This is a genomic window from Acinetobacter sp. CIP-A165 (genome assembly GCF_000367985.1).
Lineage (GTDB): Bacteria > Pseudomonadota > Gammaproteobacteria > Pseudomonadales > Moraxellaceae > Acinetobacter.
The window spans coordinates 362,589-378,346 of record NZ_KB849200.1; the positions used below are offsets into that span (position 1 = coordinate 362,589).

General features: G+C 38.6%; 12 protein-coding genes and 2 pseudogenes. 8 read left to right on the top strand and 6 right to left on the bottom strand.

Annotated elements, in window-relative coordinates:
• Window positions 1–372: 372 nt before the first annotated feature.
• Both F991_RS01580 and F991_RS01585 read left to right on the top strand, forming a co-directional pair.
• On the top strand, window positions 373–567 hold the full coding sequence (locus F991_RS01580; RefSeq protein ID WP_004281879.1) for a heavy-metal-associated domain-containing protein: 195 nt from the start codon (window positions 373–375) through the stop codon (window positions 565–567).
• A gap of 178 nt (window positions 568–745) precedes the next feature.
• A complete protein-coding gene (locus F991_RS01585; RefSeq protein ID WP_004668325.1) occupies window positions 746–3,223 on the top strand; it encodes a heavy metal translocating P-type ATPase in 2,478 nt (825 codons plus the stop codon).
• A 61-nt stretch (window positions 3,224–3,284) separates the two neighbouring features.
• Here F991_RS01585 and F991_RS01590 read toward each other — a convergent pair whose 3' ends face one another.
• The 5 genes and pseudogenes from F991_RS01590 to F991_RS01600 form a co-directional block, all read right to left on the bottom strand.
• Window positions 3,285–3,899, bottom strand: coding sequence for a thiol:disulfide interchange protein DsbA/DsbL (locus tag F991_RS01590; RefSeq protein ID WP_004668326.1), 615 nt, complete (start codon window positions 3,897–3,899; stop codon window positions 3,285–3,287).
• A gap of 177 nt (window positions 3,900–4,076) precedes the next feature.
• Window positions 4,077–4,216, bottom strand: a pseudogene (locus tag F991_RS17910) (cation transporter); the annotation flags it as partial.
• Between the two features lie 87 nt (window positions 4,217–4,303).
• A pseudogene (locus F991_RS17935) lies at window positions 4,304–4,420 on the bottom strand (hypothetical protein); the annotation flags it as partial.
• Window positions 4,421–5,187: 767 nt separating this feature from the next.
• Window positions 5,188–5,754: a recombinase family protein gene (locus F991_RS01595; protein WP_004668329.1), complete on the bottom strand. Its 567-nt coding sequence runs from the start codon at window positions 5,752–5,754 to the stop codon at window positions 5,188–5,190.
• A 548-nt stretch (window positions 5,755–6,302) separates the two neighbouring features.
• A complete protein-coding gene (locus tag F991_RS01600; RefSeq protein WP_004668300.1) occupies window positions 6,303–7,637 on the bottom strand; it encodes an ISNCY-like element ISAba32 family transposase in 1,335 nt (444 codons plus the stop codon).
• Between the two features lie 117 nt (window positions 7,638–7,754).
• On the opposite strand from F991_RS01600, the gene F991_RS01605 reads away from it, so the two are divergent.
• From F991_RS01605 to pgsA, 6 genes are all read left to right on the top strand, one after another.
• Window positions 7,755–8,789: a hypothetical protein gene (locus tag F991_RS01605; RefSeq protein ID WP_004668330.1), complete on the top strand. Its 1,035-nt coding sequence runs from the start codon at window positions 7,755–7,757 to the stop codon at window positions 8,787–8,789.
• 166 nt (window positions 8,790–8,955) lie between these two features.
• Window positions 8,956–9,870: a lipid A hydroxylase LpxO gene (gene lpxO, locus F991_RS01610; RefSeq protein WP_004668333.1), complete on the top strand. Its 915-nt coding sequence runs from the start codon at window positions 8,956–8,958 to the stop codon at window positions 9,868–9,870.
• Window positions 9,871–9,997: 127 nt separating this feature from the next.
• Window positions 9,998–10,864 carry a hypothetical protein gene (locus F991_RS01615; RefSeq protein WP_004668334.1) on the top strand — a complete coding sequence of 289 codons (867 nt, stop codon included), beginning with the start codon at window positions 9,998–10,000 and terminating at the stop codon, window positions 10,862–10,864.
• A gap of 96 nt (window positions 10,865–10,960) precedes the next feature.
• Window positions 10,961–12,760: an excinuclease ABC subunit UvrC gene (gene uvrC, locus F991_RS01620; protein ID WP_034595349.1), complete on the top strand. Its 1,800-nt coding sequence runs from the start codon at window positions 10,961–10,963 to the stop codon at window positions 12,758–12,760.
• A 178-nt stretch (window positions 12,761–12,938) separates the two neighbouring features.
• Window positions 12,939–13,736: a thioesterase family protein gene (locus F991_RS01625; protein WP_004668338.1), complete on the top strand. Its 798-nt coding sequence runs from the start codon at window positions 12,939–12,941 to the stop codon at window positions 13,734–13,736.
• Window positions 13,737–13,841: 105 nt separating this feature from the next.
• Window positions 13,842–14,426 (top strand): CDP-diacylglycerol--glycerol-3-phosphate 3-phosphatidyltransferase, encoded by a 585-nt coding sequence (pgsA, locus tag F991_RS01630; protein WP_004668339.1) that lies wholly within the window; start codon window positions 13,842–13,844, stop codon window positions 14,424–14,426.
• A 234-nt stretch (window positions 14,427–14,660) separates the two neighbouring features.
• On the opposite strand, the gene F991_RS01635 is transcribed toward pgsA, so the two are convergent.
• Window positions 14,661–15,428, bottom strand: a complete 768-nt coding sequence (locus tag F991_RS01635; RefSeq protein WP_004668341.1) for an IclR family transcriptional regulator — start codon at window positions 15,426–15,428, stop codon at window positions 14,661–14,663.
• Window positions 15,429–15,758: the final 330 nt, after the last annotated feature.

Consider the following 15,758-nt stretch of genomic DNA (forward strand, 5'->3'; position numbering starts at 1 on the left):
ATTTACGGAATTAGGTCGACCACTTACCCAAGTTACGCCTTAAATTTGGCTCAATTAGGGGCGCTTTGCATTTCAAATCTTTGTGCAACAAAGCCAGTTCACTACCATTGATTGAAATAACTAATCTTATAAATTTCAGAGTGATCGTAGATGACAAAAATGTCATTTTAAAGTCACATTAATGTTGGTTAAGTACTTTTACTGTAGTCATTAGAACACTCTTCTTTGGAATACTCTGAAGAAAACTGTAAGGTTGTAAACAGACCAAGTTACAGCGAGTAACTGATTCAGAAAAAGGCTGGTTGTATGGTGAAAGTTTAGAGTTACTGTTCTAATGTTTTAAACAAATGTTTTGTTAAAAAGGAGCAACATATGAAATTTCACATCGCTAATATGACTTGTGGTGGTTGTGCACGCGGCATTACTACCGCAATTAAAGAGCTCGACTCGAATGCCTCACTCGATATTGATTTACAAAACCGTATTGTTGAAATCAACACAACGGTGAGTCAGGATCAAGTCATTGCCACTCTCAGTGAGCGTGGATTTACAGCTGATCCTGCTTAATCTCTGTTAGAGTAACAGTGGGAATTCCTTACCACTTTTACTCTCTCTTATTTTCCTCATCGTACAGATAAAACCTGTACTTGCTTGAAATAAAAGTAATCCCTGAATTCCCCCTAATCTTGGTTCGAGCTGATCTTCGCATATAGAACTCAGCATATCTAAATGATAGAGATCGTATATGAGTACCGAAATGACTGATACGCCACACTACAGTGAAACATTAGAGATTGAGGGGATGACATGTGCTTCTTGTGTAGGCCGTGTGGAAAAAGCTTTAAAATCTGTTGAGGGTGTTGAATCGGCTCATGTAAATCTGGCTACCGAAAAAGCAGTCATTTATGCGCATCAACCACTTGATCGCGCTACTTTAATTAAAGCCGTAGAAAAAGCAGGCTACGAAGTGGAAGCGCTGCAACCAATAGAGCTTACGATTGAGGGTATGTCATGTGCTTCTTGTGTAGGTCGAGTAGAAAAGGCCTTAAAATCTGTTGAGGGTGTGGAATCAGCTCATGTAAATCTGGCTACTGAAAAAGCGACTATTCAGGCAAGCTCATCTGTCACTCGTGACTCGTTAATTCAGGCTGTCACCAAAGCAGGGTTTGAAGCAAAGTCAGTTCATCAAACTACGGAAAGCTTTCAAGATAAAAAAAATATTGAATTAGAAAAACTTAAAAAAGATTTAATTTTGTCAGTCTTATTGACTCTACCCGTTTTTATTTTAGAAATGGGATCACACCTGATTCCCGCCTTTCATACGTTTATGATGGATAACATTGGCCAACAAAATAGCTGGTTAATGCAATTTTTCTTGACCACAGTAGCATTAATTTTTCCAGGCCGACGCTTCTTTAAAAAGGGCATCCCAAGTTTATTCCGCTTAGCACCAGACATGAATTCCTTGGTGGCTGTAGGAACATTGGCTGCTTATCTTTATTCAGTGGTTGCTACTTTCTTTCCAAGTGTCCTGCCACAAGGCACGGTCAATGTTTATTATGAAGCTGCAGCGGTTATTATCACTTTAATTCTATTAGGTAGATTTTTTGAAGCCAAGGCAAAAGGCCGAACGTCTTTAGCAATTCAACATCTAGTTGGAATGCAGCCTAAAGTTGCCAGAATACAGCTCAATAATCAGGTGATAGAAGTTCCGATTGCCGAAGTTCAAACAGGAACGATTGTAGAGATTAGACCAGGCGAGCGTATCCCTGTCGATGGTGAAGTTATTCACGGCCAAAGTTTTATTGATGAATCCATGATTACTGGCGAGCCTATGCCCGTTGAAAAAACGATAGGCTCTACTGTGGTAGGAGGAACAATTAACCAAAGTGGCAGCTTAAATATCAAAGCCACCTCTGTTGGTAGTTCATCAGTGCTTTCTCAAATCATCCGAATGGTTGAACAGGCACAGGGTTCCAAGCTGCCTATTCAGGCATTGGTTGATAAAATTACCATGTGGTTTGTACCTGTAGTAATGGGTCTCTCTCTTTTAACTTTTATTACTTGGTTTATCTTCGGCCCTGAGCCAGCCCTAACGTTTAGCTTAGTTAATGCAGTTGCGGTACTCATTATTGCATGTCCTTGTGCAATGGGACTTGCAACGCCTACATCAATCATGGTGGGAACTGGGCGTGGTGCTGAAATGGGTGTTTTATTCCGTAAAGGGGAAGCTTTGCAGCTGCTCAAAGAAACTAAAGTGGTTGCTGTTGATAAAACAGGGACCCTGACTGAAGGGAAACCAATTTTAACCGATCTGCATGTCTTAGAAGGGTTTGAATACAATGCCGTACTTTCACTTATGGCAGCCGTTGAATCAAAGTCTGAGCATCCTATTGCTCGAGCAATTGTACAAGCCGCTATAGATAAGGAATTAATTCTGTCTCCTGTTGCTGATTTCAAGTCAATCACGGGCTATGGAATAGAAGCAACGGTGTCTGAACATTTGGTTCATATTGGTGCAGATCGATATATGGAAAAACTAGGTTTGAATCCTAATGTTTTTTCTCAATTTTCGGATCGTTTGGGAGAAGAAGGAAAAACCCCTCTCTATGTTGCGATTGACCAGAAACTTGCTGCCATTATTGCTGTAGCAGATCCAATTAAAGAATCAACATTTGCTGCAATTGAAGCGTTACATCAGTTAGGTTTAAAGGTTGCCATGATTACAGGTGATAACCGTCATACAGCTCAAGCGATTGCAAAAAAACTAGGTATTGATGAGGTTATTGCAGAAGTCTTACCAGAAGGTAAAATAGAGGCCGTTAAAAAATTAAAAAATCAATATGGTAAACTCGCATATGTTGGAGATGGCATTAATGATGCCCCTGCACTTGCAGAAGCAGATATTGGTTTAGCAATAGGTACAGGTACAGACGTAGCTATTGAAGCTGCTGATGTGGTTTTGATGTCTGGCAACCTGAAAGGAGTGCCAAATGCTATCGCTTTAAGCAAAGCGACTATAACCAATATTCGTGAAAATTTATTTTGGGCATTTGTTTACAATGCAGCTCTGATTCCTATTGCAGCAGGTGTACTTTATCCGCAATTTGGACTGCTACTTTCTCCTGTATTTGCTGCTGGTGCAATGGCTCTCTCGTCAATATTTGTACTAGGAAATGCTTTACGATTAAAACGTTTTAAAGCCCCCCTTGCAATTATTTAAGTTTAAATAAAAAAACCTGCAGATTCGATGCAGGTTTTTTTTAGAGATAATCAATCGCGTCTTATTTGGCTTTACGCTCTTTTTCAATCAGGTAATTCACCACCTGAATTACTTTGGCATCATTGCCCTGCACAATATATTTACCATTCACGGTCACCGCTGGTACACCGCTTAACTGATATTGAGCAGTCAAATTTTTTGCCTGAGCAATTTTTGACGAAATCGGGAATGATTTATAAGTCGTGTTAAATTTCTCTTCAGAAATACCATAACGGGTATAGAACTTGGCCAATTGTGCCTGTTCTAAAATTGGACGCTGCTTGTCATGAATATCATGGAATAACTGTAAATGTGCTTTTTGACGCACACCCAGGGCTTCTGAAACATAATAAGCACGTGCAGCCTGTTCCCAAAGCGGGTTCATTGCAGCAGGTGTACGTACAAAACGGATATCTTTGGGTAATTTTTTCAACCAGTCCTGCATATGCGGTTCCAACGTGAAACAGTGACCACAGCCATACCAGAAGAATTCACGTACCTCAATTTTGCCCGGTTTTTCGACTTTGACTGGTTTTGCGACCACCTGATAGTCCTGACCTGCCACAAAATTGGCCATAGCACTACCTGAAAAGGCCAAAACAGATGCGGCAACAGCTCCTAAAAGGAATTTTTTCATTGGGATTATCGTCCTCTAAATCATTATGCTTAGTGTATGGGTTCACTATAAATCAATTATGCCGGTTCCGTTTTCATGCTGCGAACTTTTGTGCTATCAGAACCGCTACATTAAAGTATGCGACTGATTTTAAGTCAGTTAATATGGCCATTCGACCGCTATGTGTTTTTAGATAATCACAAAAGTTAAACTTTGAGTAATAAAAACGGTTATAATTTCTACGATTAAAACGTAGTGGTCAAACCTACAGTAAATATTAACTTCTTACTATTCTCTTCAGTAACAGCCGCGTGGCTCTGAGAATGATCTTCTGACATACAATAGTTTCCTTATTCTATTTACGATTAGCTGAGAGACTTGAGTAAGCCTCAATATTTCTGCTAAAAATTGCTTACTATAATTGGTCAAGAAGCTTTCTTTTCATTTATCCACCGGGACAATATTGGTAATAAAACCAACATAAGAAGGGTTGATGAGATAATCCCTCCAATAACCACATTTACTAGTGGGCACTTTACTTTTTTCTCCAATTCCAATGCCTCCCTAACTAATTAGAGAGTTTTAAGCATTATTACATGAATCTTTCCAGTACTATTGTTGCAAATATACTAAGTTGCATATTTATTCCTGCCTATGTATAGGAGCATATGTAACCCTAAAGTTTAAAATAGTCTTTTCGGATTATTTAAAAATTTGAAAATGGTAAAGAATAAATTAAAAACAATAAATATATTTATCATTCGATTTAAAAAAATTAATTAATCTTAGTTACACCATACTAAAAATAACTAATTTTTAGTTTTCCTAGTTATATGTGCTTCATTATAATTTTGAATTAATTCTCTTCACACCCTTTGCTTTTTTCATTGTTAATTATTTCTAAATTTTTCTCTAAGAAACGAAGTCCCCCATCAGCAAAACTACTGGTTGAAAAAACTATAGTAAAAATAACTAAAACAATCTTCATATATATATTATTGAATCTAATCATATCTTGGACCAAAAAATAATTTCTTCATATACTAATTCCTAGATATATACACCTAAATGACAACCAAATTACAAATTTGTAATTTGGTTAAGGTTTGTCCTAAAAAAAATAAATTAATACTATTTTAACAAAGATAAGTCGTTGCTGAAAAATTTGAATTGTAAGGGATTTAATTATTGCTAAATCAAAAATTTATAGGCCGGAAACTTTGTGATTCTTTGCTTTCTGCACTTATTATTTAATCAATGTTTCACGATTTTCATCGTGAAACTAAGTCTATTCGCAAATTTCAATGAGTTACTCACTGTCTTTTAAATAGCGGTATACCGCCTGGCGACTAATTCCAAATGCCTGGCCTAATGCCATTTTTGAAGGGTACTTCCCCTCCTTCCATGCCTGCCGTAAAGCTTCAGCTTGGTCGGGTTTTAATTTATGTACCCGGCCTTTGTACTTTCCTTGAGTAGAGGCTAGTTTAATTCCTTCCTTTTGCCGTTCTAAAATGATCTCACGTTCGAACTGTGCAAAAGCACCCATCAGTTGCAGCATCAAATTATCCATCGGAGTGGATTGGGCCGTAAAAGTAATATTTTCTTTTACAAACTGGATGGCGATCCCTCGTTTGACCAGTTTATCTACTTCAGTGACCAAATCTTTTAGGCTTCGCGCAAAACGATCCATGGAATGTACAACAACTTGATCGCCTTCCCTGACATAGTTCAACATTTCCTGAAATTTAGGTCGATCGGTATTTTTACCTGAAGCGCGATCAACAAAAATTCGATCGACTTCAATTCCCTCAAGTTGACGTCCCGTATTTTGCTCGACCGAACTGACCCGGACATAACCTACTTTTTGACCTTTCACTTTTTCATGCCCCAATTGGATAAAAATGAACAATTTCGTAAATTATAAATCTTTAATACCAAAGTTACATGTTACTTATGATTAAAAATCATTTAAATGAGACATGCTTTTACGAACTTTTAGATTGTCACTTTAGGGTATACTCTAAAAACACAAAAATAAAAAATTATAAAATATGATAAGTGACCGTCACACGACACATAAGTTGTCATTGATAAAAACCTTCATTATTGGAGGTTTTTATCAAGTCTCATATTAATTTTAGAAAATTAAAACTTTATGGGTTTTCCAAAATCAATAATTACTTGGACGTTTATTCTTCTTTTATCGGGACATTGTTTCTGCTTTAGGGTTAAATAAGACTACATAAAACCGTGGAACATTGCTCAATAATTAAGCGTGGAACAAGAAAAAACATAAAAAAAGCCCGAACAGTGATGCTCGGGCTATAAACTTTGAAATAAGTATTTGAATTTCAAGGTTAATTATAACACTGTTATTCACCAATTAAAATGTCTATGCGATAAACCATTTAAAATGTCCTGTTTTTAACCACAAGAGTCAAGCACAGGATTTAACTTTCTTTGTTCAATAACAGCTTTCTGAGCTTTACGACTCGGCATACTTTTCTTGAGACGGGAACGTTTATTCTGTTTTTCCAACTCTTCATGCTGTTGCTGAATATGTGCCAGAACTGTACCTAACCGTTTATTCTCAACGATCTCATTCTGCTGTAGCCCAGCTAACTTATTGAAAATGCTGTAGTTGAGCTTTCGTCCCTCGTGCATGAGGGCCACAGTCCCATCCGGGTACTCCAGAAATGAAATATATTGCCCAACAAGCTTATGATTCAGCTCTATCGGTTCAAGCAGATAAATACATTTGTCATAGGTCAGGGTCAGATTCTTGGTGACCTTACGCGGTTCCTGCCAGGTAAAAATATCATCCAGTTCAAGATGAGATTCGGTTAATGGCCGATGTAAATTCTTTGAGTTTCGCGCACACTTGGCAAACTTCTGATTGAAATGCTCAATAAAGCAGGGCAGCCAGGCATTTGCCTCGGCAATTGAACAGATACCTTCTAGGCGCATTTCCTTGATCAGGCGATCCTGGAGTGTTCTATTGGCACGTTCCACACGGCCTTTAGCCTGGGGTGAGTTGGCGAAGATAATATCAATATTTAACTCATTCAGAATCCGCCCAAATTGCGTGATCTGGCTATCTTGGCTCGATTTCTGATTCACTCGGAATACCGAGTGTTTATCGCTATAAAACGCTAAAGGCTTGCCGTATTGCTCAATGTAGGCTCGGGTTGAAAGCATATAATCAAAGGTCGTTTCAGCCTCACAAAAGCGCAGATGCAACAGCTTTCCAGTGGCGTCATCGATATAAACCAGCAAGCAGCATTTGGAAGCTCGGCCTTCAAACCAGTCATGATATGAGCCATCGATCTGGATCAGCTCACCGAAGCAATCACGGTTATATCTAGGCTGATACGGACGTTTCAGACGCTTGGATCGAGGAATCCACAGGTCATTTGCAGTCATCCAGCGACGAACCGTTTCTACCGGGATATGCAGACCAAACATGCTGCTGAGCTTCTCATGCGCCAAGGTGGGTCCAAAGCCCAGCAAATGTTCAGCAATAATGGAAAGGCACTTTGATTTTAACAAGTCATCATGGCGACGATGGCCAGGTTGACCACGACTGGCATGTGCCATACCTGAGACACCATCTTGATTGAGTTTCTGCAATAACCGGGTAATTTGACGGGTGGAAAGATTCAGGATTTCAGCAGCACGGACCTGGGTAATACGATGATCTCTAACGTCTTGCAGAACTGCAAGACGTTGAATTTCTTTATCAGACATAGTGATCAGCATCTATATTTTATATCCAGTCCATGGTGATAAAAACCATCATAAACCAGACATTTTTATTGGTGAGAATATAGACACTTTAAATGGGTTCTAACAAAAAATGTTCTAGAAAGTAATATTATGTTAAAAATTAAATTTGTTGTTTTGGCAATGCTTCCATTAATGCTGAGTGCGTGTGGCGGTGGTGGTGATAGTTCAGGTAATAATAGTTCAGGTAATAATAGTTCAACAGGTGGTAATGCGCCGCAGGACTCCACTGCCAATGGTACACGTTATTATTTTATGGATCATGAAGTTTCCATATATGAAGATGATGATATCAGTGTTGAAATTGGTGATACTTTATCTTTTGGTGCATTTGAAATTTTTAATAAACAAGTCAAGGACCCTGCATCAAATCAACCATTAAATAACTATTTATTAACTGAGAAAAAGCTTTATTTACCAACTGATATCGCAACTAAGGTGATGAATATTCGTTCGATGACAGATTGGACATATGATGTCATTGGAGATGTGAAAGAGGATTGGAAACTTGAGCGCGTTGACCTTGCGAACAAAAATATGTTCGATACAGTATTGCCTAATTACCGAACTTTGGGCTTTGATGAGTTTGCTTTGGGTAATGCTGAGATATTCTTAAATGTTCATGGCAATAAGGTATTCCCTGCTGGAAGTGCTTGTTATCGTTTGGTGTCAAGAAAATCGAATCAAGATACGTTTACTTTTAATCAAAAGATGATGATTGAACAGAGTTTTGCAGATTTTAATCTAGAGAATGAATGGTATTTATCTGGTCTCAATGCAAATAATCTATTTGATTTTACTTATAGAGCAGCCAATGGAACGTGGCAAGGCGTACCTTGGACAACCATTTACAGCACAAGTTTAGGCTTTTCAGCTAATGAGAGTGTAGCTGTTCAATATCAAGGTCAAACGTATGAAGCTGATTATACCAGTAGCATTGAATGGACTGCGAAGAAGGAAATTGAGCACTGGGAAACCTATCTAAAAAAAGTGAGTGAACCAGAACAGATCCGTGCAGCAAAATTGAAAATTGCTCAATTAAAGTCAGGTTGTTATGTGTATAACGAAAAAGCAGCAGAAGCGCTCTATGCTTTACCGTCTTTAGATTGGCAGGCTTATAAAAACTAAAACATATTGAGTATATGGATATCTCAATATGAATGTTTTGAGATATCCATGGTTGTTGTATTAACTTGATCTGAATTTTTTTTAAGAATTTGATATTATCTCCTCACTTTTAAAATTTTACATTTCATTGCGGTATTTTAAACAATACGCAAAAGTGAGTAACTATATGATTAAATGGATCATATTAGCGATCTTTATCATTTCGGCATTCTATGTTCATCGCCGTGGTAAAGTTAGGCACTCGTTTTATCGTCAATTTTTTGACCATTCAACGCTATTCGCACCCGTTAACTATTTAATGTACATGTTTTCCAGCGTGCCGAATCAACCCTATATCGACACACAGCATTTCAAGGACTTAAAAGTTCTGGATGAAAACTGGGAAATGATCCGTGATGAAGCGCAAGCGCTTTATGACAAAGGTGGTATTAAAGCATCAAGTACTTATGATGACTTGGGTTTTAATTCATTCTTTAAAACGGGTTGGAAGCGTTTCTATTTGAAATGGTATGACTCTGCACATCCATCAGCATCAGAATTTTGTCCAAAAACAACGGCTTTGTTAAAAACACTCCCAAGTATCAAAGCTGCAATGTTTACAGAGCTTGCACCTGATAGCCGTTTGGTTCGCCATCGTGATCCTTATGCAGGTTCATTGCGTTACCATTTAGGTTTGATTACACCGAACGATGATCGTTGTTTCATTGATGTCGATGGTGAGCGTTATTCTTGGCGTGATGGTGAGAGTGTGGTGTTTGATGAAACCTATATTCACTATGCGGAAAATAAAACTGATCAAAACCGTATTATCTTTTTTGCTGACGTAGAGCGCCCATTAAAAACGCGTTTCATGGAAAAGTTTAATCATTGGTTTGGAAAAAGTGTGATGACTGCGGCAAGTTCACCCAATGAAGTGGGCGATCAAACTGGCGGCCTAAATAAAGCATTTGGTTATGTCTATCAAGTTCGTATTAAAGCCAAGGCGTTGAAGAAATCAAATCGTCAGCTTTATTACTTTTTGAAATGGTTCATTATGCTTGGCTTGTTCTTCGTTATTTTTGTTCGACCTTATGTATTTTAACTTTATTTATCAAAACGCCTGCAAGGGCGTTTTTTTATATATGGACCAAGTAATACTACATAGAATTATTGTATCGAATGGTTAAATTAAGCATAATCAATTCGCTTTATATTTATGAGAACAGATAATGAAAAAAATATTATTAATTTGTATTTCTATGTTAGGTCTGAGTGCTTGTGAAGAAGGTACAGAAAATACGGAAGCATCTAATAAAAAGGTGTTCTATGGTTTGGATTTTTTTGGTGGCAATGATGTTAATGTAAAAACCTATCGTATAGATACAGGTATTCTCAGTGAACAGTCATCGATACCGCTAGATAAAACGTATCTTTCTGAATCTAATAGATATTACTTTTCAGATCAAGGTGTTCCAACACTAAAGCAAACAACGAATCAAAATTTTATTTGGGGAAAACAAGCATCGTTGAAAGAAACATCGACTCAAGCAGTTCTTAGCTTTGCACCAACGAACCTAAGAAAAAATGAGACTTTAACAGTTGAATATCATTTAAAAAAAATGGATTTAACGGGATTAAGTTTTGATATCTTTGCTCAAAATAAGTTTTTTTATCAACTATATAATTCTAATGGGGATAAAGAGAGTTATGGTGATCCGAATAATCATATCATATATGCCATTGCATTTGCACATTTTGAAGATAAATTTCCTTTAGGATCAGTGTGTTGGAGAATGGTTGAAACACGTAGTAATAAAGATTATATCATTTTTGATCAGACCAAGATTAGCAATCAAATGGTCGATGGAACAACGTTGCTAAAAAACCAAGGTGTATGGAATGGTACTGCGTGGCAGGTGATTGATACGTCCAACCTGTTTAACACTTTCTTTAAAATCGGAAATCAGCAATATTTAGGGCGTTATATTTCGAAAAAGAGTGCTGTACCAGACGTTGCTGGCGAGTTGCAATGTGATTATCTCAATGAAACGGCAACCAAGGCGTTATTAACGAAATACAAGCAAGTAAAATTATAATTTAATGTACTAAAAATCGATTAAGTGGACTTTTCAATCACTTGCCCCCATGATAAGAAATCAATAATGGTGATTGAATTGGCTAAACAAAGTATTGTGAACTCAAACGCACGTGAACACATTGAAACCATCCTGACTCACATGACCCAACTGCCCGGTGTTTATAAAATGCTCGGTAAAGAGGGGGAGTTACTGTATGTGGGCAAGGCAAAAAATTTAAAAAATCGTGTATCCAGCTATTTTGTTAAAACCATTGAGCATCCTAAAACACAAGCCCTTGTTGCGCGTATTTATGACATTGAAACGCTGATTGTTCGTTCAGAAACAGAAGCTTTATTACTCGAACAAAATCTCATAAAACTGCACCGTCCGCCGTATAATATTATGCTGCGGGATGATAAATCTTATGTTTATATCTTTGTCTCAGCAGATAAGCCCTATCCGCGTATTGCCAGTGGACGTGGCAAAGGCAAACATCAAATTGGTAAGTTTTTTGGACCTTATCCGAGTGCCTATAGTGCTCGAGATACTTTGCTCACCTTACAAAAATTATTTAATGTACGGCAGTGTGAAAATAGCTATTTTGCCCAAAGAAAACGTCCTTGTTTGCAGTATCAAATCAAACGTTGTACCGCCCCTTGTGTAGGTTTGATTAGCCCTGAAGCCTATAAAGAGGATGTTGATAACTCGATTCGCTTTCTACAAGGCGACACCAAAGAGCTGAATCAAGAATTGATCGGAAAAATGGAGCAAGCGGCTGAAGCACTTGAGTTTGAAAAGGCAGTGTTCTATCGGGATCGTTTAGGCTTATTGCGTGAGGTTCAGGCACAACAGGCAGTCTTTAAAGTTAAAGGTGAAGCCGACATTTTAGCGATTGCCCATCAAGCGGGCGTAACTTGTGTGCAGATCATGTACGTTCGTAACGGAAGGATGCTCGGAGGGAAAAGTTATTTTCCAGATATGTTGGGAGACGATCTCGGGCAAATGCTCAGCGACTTTATTGCGAACTTTTATTTTCAGGTGGCTGATGAAGTGCCGACTGAGTTGATTGTAAATATTGAGGTGCCTGATCGTCCCCAACTCGAAGAAGCATTACAGCAAACCTTTAACAAGAAAGTCCACATCAAGCATAAAGTACGTGAAACACGAGCGGAGTGGCTAGAATTGGCACAAATGAATGTGCAGCATGCCATTAAAGGTAAACTTAGTAACTATCTAGAATTGAACGAACGTTTTCATCAGCTTGAACAAGTGGTGGGGCGTCCGATTGACCGAATTGAATGTTTTGATATTAGCCATACGATGGGTGAAGCACCGATTGCATCCTGTGTGGTCTTTGATCAAGGCGGCGCGAGAAAGCGGGACTATCGTCAGTTTGCGATTCAAGATATTACGGGTGGTGATGACTATGCCGCTATGCGACAAGCGTTAATCCGTCGCTATAAGAAAAATATATTGCCTGATTTACTCCTCATCGATGGTGGTAAAGGTCAATTGCATATGGCAATGGAGGTGATGCAAGAGTTAGCACTAGATGCTTTTATGATTGGGGTGTCTAAAGGTGAGGGGCGTAAAGCGGGTTTGGAAACGCTACATTTTACCGATGGCACTAAGCTGCAATTGGCAGAAGATCATAAAGCTTTGCATTTGATTCAACAGGTCCGTGATGAAGCCCATCGTTTTGCGATTACCAAGCATCGAGCGAAGCGTGATAAACGTCGCAGTAGTTCTGTATTGGAGGCGATTCCTGGGCTAGGTCCTAAACGCCGTCGTGATTTACTGACGCATTTTGGTGGGATACAAGGTGTACTGAGGGCATCTGAAAAAGAGCTTATGCTGGTTCAAGGTTTAGGTGAGGTGATGGCACGCACCATTTATAAAATCTTGCATGAGTAGATGGTGTTGTACGATGGGTGGGATAGGTCGCGTTGAATCGATTGAACGATCGGTCGTGTTATGGTGTCAGCATACTGAATTGACATAATTGCTCTGACATTTTAGCCAGACCGATCATTCACATTTAGGCTGAAAAGTTGAAAGATAACATTTATTCAGAGCGATCAAGGAAATCAATATGTCACTACTCCCGATTTATCAACAGATCGAACAACAAGAATGGATTGATATTCCATCGGGATGGCTACAAGGTCGCACAGTATTTGGTGGTTTAGTTGCAGGCTTAATGATCCAAAAAGCGTTGAGTGTGGTGAATGATGCAGCAAAACAACTCTTAAGTTGTAATGTCACTTTCGTTGGCCCTGTACAACAAGGGCGAGCAAAGCTGAGTGCTGAGATTTTAAGACAAGGAAAATCAGTCACTAGCTTAGAAATACGTTTATGGCAAGATGACGCAGTACAGAGTATTTTAGTTGCAAGTTTTGGTTCACAGCGTGAGTCTCGGATCCACGTGAGTAATTTGCCTCAAGTTCCTGATTATCCGATGGCTGAACAATTGGAAAAAACCTTCTATCTCGAAGGTTTGATGCCAGAATGCTTACAACAATTTGAATTGTGTTGGGCAGAGGGGAGCTACCCAATGGCGGGAAGTAAGGTCCCTGATTTTGGTGGTTGGAGTCGTTTTTCACCTGCTTTACATCCCAATCGTGACATGCAGCTTGCAGATTTGTTTGCTTTAATGGATGTTTGGCCGCCAGGTGTGCTGCCGATGTTTAAGACCCCAGCGCCTGCGAGTTCTTTGACATGGCAGATTACTTATTTAAGTCCAATTGCACATCAAATTCAGGATTGGTTTAAATATAAGGTCGTCACTGAGTTTGCCCATCAAGGGTATTCAACGGAATATGCTTATGTTTGGGATCAACAAAATCAGCTCATTGCCGTGTTAAGACAGACGGTTGCCGTTTTTGCCTAATCGACATTCAACTATATTTCGTATAAAGTTGCTTACAGATGGATACATACTCGGTACATCCTTTGTGCAATATGCAAATTTGACGCGAACAACATGGCGGTGTTTATGAGTACAGGGCAAATCCTGAACATTCCCAATATCTTAACCTTGGCGCGTATTGCTTTAATACCAGTGTTTTTGGTGATCGCTTATTGGCCACCAGCCATTGGAGCTGAACATCATGGTGGAATGCTTCGCCATATGGTGCTGACAGCAATCTTTGTCGTTGCTGCGCTTACGGATTGGTTCGATGGCTATTTGGCACGGACATTAGATCAGAGTTCAGCTTTCGGACGTTTCCTTGATCCTGTTGCAGATAAATTAATGGTTGCAGCGGCGCTCATTGTCTTAGTGCAATGGCAACCGACCATTTCTATGGCATTTGCTGCCATCGTGATTATTTCTCGTGAAATTACGGTATCTGCTTTGCGTGAGTGGATGGCTGAACTCGGTGCGCGTACCAATGTTGCGGTTTCAACGGTAGGGAAGTATAAGACTGCTTTTCAAATGATTGCGATTAGTGTGTTTCTGTTGAATTGGAAACCACTCGAAATGTGGGCCTATGCTTTGCTTTATGCAGCTGTGATTTTGACATTATGGTCTATGTTTATCTATCTCAAAGCAGCGTGGCCATACTTGAAACAACCTTAAAATAGATATTTGATCGATCCATTCAAAATTTCTAAGCCTTCCAGATGGAGGGCTTTTTATTGACTATATAAAAATAAAGGCAAGAAAAAAGCCCATAGCAAGGATGAGCTTAGTTCTCTGAGGAAACATGCTCTTTTCGGAGAGTATGCTGAAGAACATAATCATAATATGAGAATTCATCTATTTTAGCAACGGCTAAAAATGTAAATATTTTTTATATTCTCAAGTTTGGCTTTATGGATTTTCTGGGAGTGCTGCAAATTTAAGTTCAATTTGTGCGGCATTGTTTTGCAGAATTTCTGTCAATTTTTGAATGTTTAAGAAGTCAAAACGATTTTTTGATGCCACCAAAGTGAGCGCAATCGGCGCTTCTTTGTTTGAAAATCTAATTGGTACTGAAAGACCACAAACAGATGGGTCAATCTCACCTTGTGATAAATAAAAGCCTTGTTTCTTGATTTTTCGCATGTGTTGAGAGAATTCATCTAAGTTTTGTGCGAAACCAACCTGAGCCAGTTCATGACTGAATTGTTGATAGTAGGCTTGAATGCGTTGTTTGCTCAAATGTGCAATCACGATTTTTGGTGATGCGCCAATATAAACAGGGCGAGGACAACCACGACCAAATGAGAGTAGCTCTGACTCTTTAAATGTTTCGTGATGTAGGTCGATACAATAATCATGGTTTAGATAGGTGAGCAAACAGCACAGTTCAGTTTTTTCAACGATATCTCGCATAAAAGGAATACTTGTTTGCACCAATGGATCGGTGCTGTGCGAAATATAGTCCAGAACAGCGATTTTAGATCCTAAAGTGTAGTCACCTGACGTGCCACTAATGCGTTTCAGCATATCGGTCGCGACCAATTCTTTAAGATAGCGATAGGCAGTAGGTTTGGATAGAGCAAGCTCATCACAAATGATATCGACATTGATAATCGGGCGTGAAACTGAGAATAGATCCAGTACAGTGAGAATCTTACCAAAACTCGAAATTGCCATGATGGGGCATCTACTCCTTAAAAATAACGTGAAAATCAAACTTTTATTGTTTTATAACAGAAAAGTCTGAGTTCGTGTATGGACTTTTAAATCTGATCGAGATGGTTGAATAAACCAATGGTCATGATGAGAAAGAAGATCACTTCTATTAGTATTATTCTAAATTAAAATTAAATATTATCAAATGGTGATAATTTGTATTGACTAATTGGTCTTGTTTTGAAAAAATAGATCACATAATGTCTTATTTGGATATTTTTTGGGTTGTAACTCTAAATTTTCCGAATATTGCACATCACTTCCTATCATCAGCTTTACGCTTATCGAACT

What these genes read in the sequence shown, in the direction of transcription:
- F991_RS01580 (WP_004281879.1), top strand. Translation starts at nt 373, where the DNA reads ATGAAATTTCACATCGCTAATATGACTTGTGGTGGTTGTGCACGCGGC.
- F991_RS01585 (WP_004668325.1), top strand. Translation starts at nt 746, where the DNA reads ATGAGTACCGAAATGACTGATACGCCACACTACAGTGAAACATTAGAG.
- F991_RS01590 (WP_004668326.1), bottom strand. Translation starts at nt 3,899, where the DNA reads ATGAAAAAATTCCTTTTAGGAGCTGTTGCCGCATCTGTTTTGGCCTTT.
- F991_RS01600 (WP_004668300.1), bottom strand. Translation starts at nt 7,637, where the DNA reads ATGCTGATCACTATGTCTGATAAAGAAATTCAACGTCTTGCAGTTCTG.
- F991_RS01605 (WP_004668330.1), top strand. Translation starts at nt 7,755, where the DNA reads ATGTTAAAAATTAAATTTGTTGTTTTGGCAATGCTTCCATTAATGCTG.
- lpxO (WP_004668333.1), top strand. Translation starts at nt 8,956, where the DNA reads ATGATTAAATGGATCATATTAGCGATCTTTATCATTTCGGCATTCTAT.
- F991_RS01615 (WP_004668334.1), top strand. Translation starts at nt 9,998, where the DNA reads ATGAAAAAAATATTATTAATTTGTATTTCTATGTTAGGTCTGAGTGCT.
- F991_RS01625 (WP_004668338.1), top strand. Translation starts at nt 12,939, where the DNA reads ATGTCACTACTCCCGATTTATCAACAGATCGAACAACAAGAATGGATT.
- pgsA (WP_004668339.1), top strand. Translation starts at nt 13,842, where the DNA reads ATGAGTACAGGGCAAATCCTGAACATTCCCAATATCTTAACCTTGGCG.
- F991_RS01635 (WP_004668341.1), bottom strand. Translation starts at nt 15,428, where the DNA reads ATGGCAATTTCGAGTTTTGGTAAGATTCTCACTGTACTGGATCTATTC.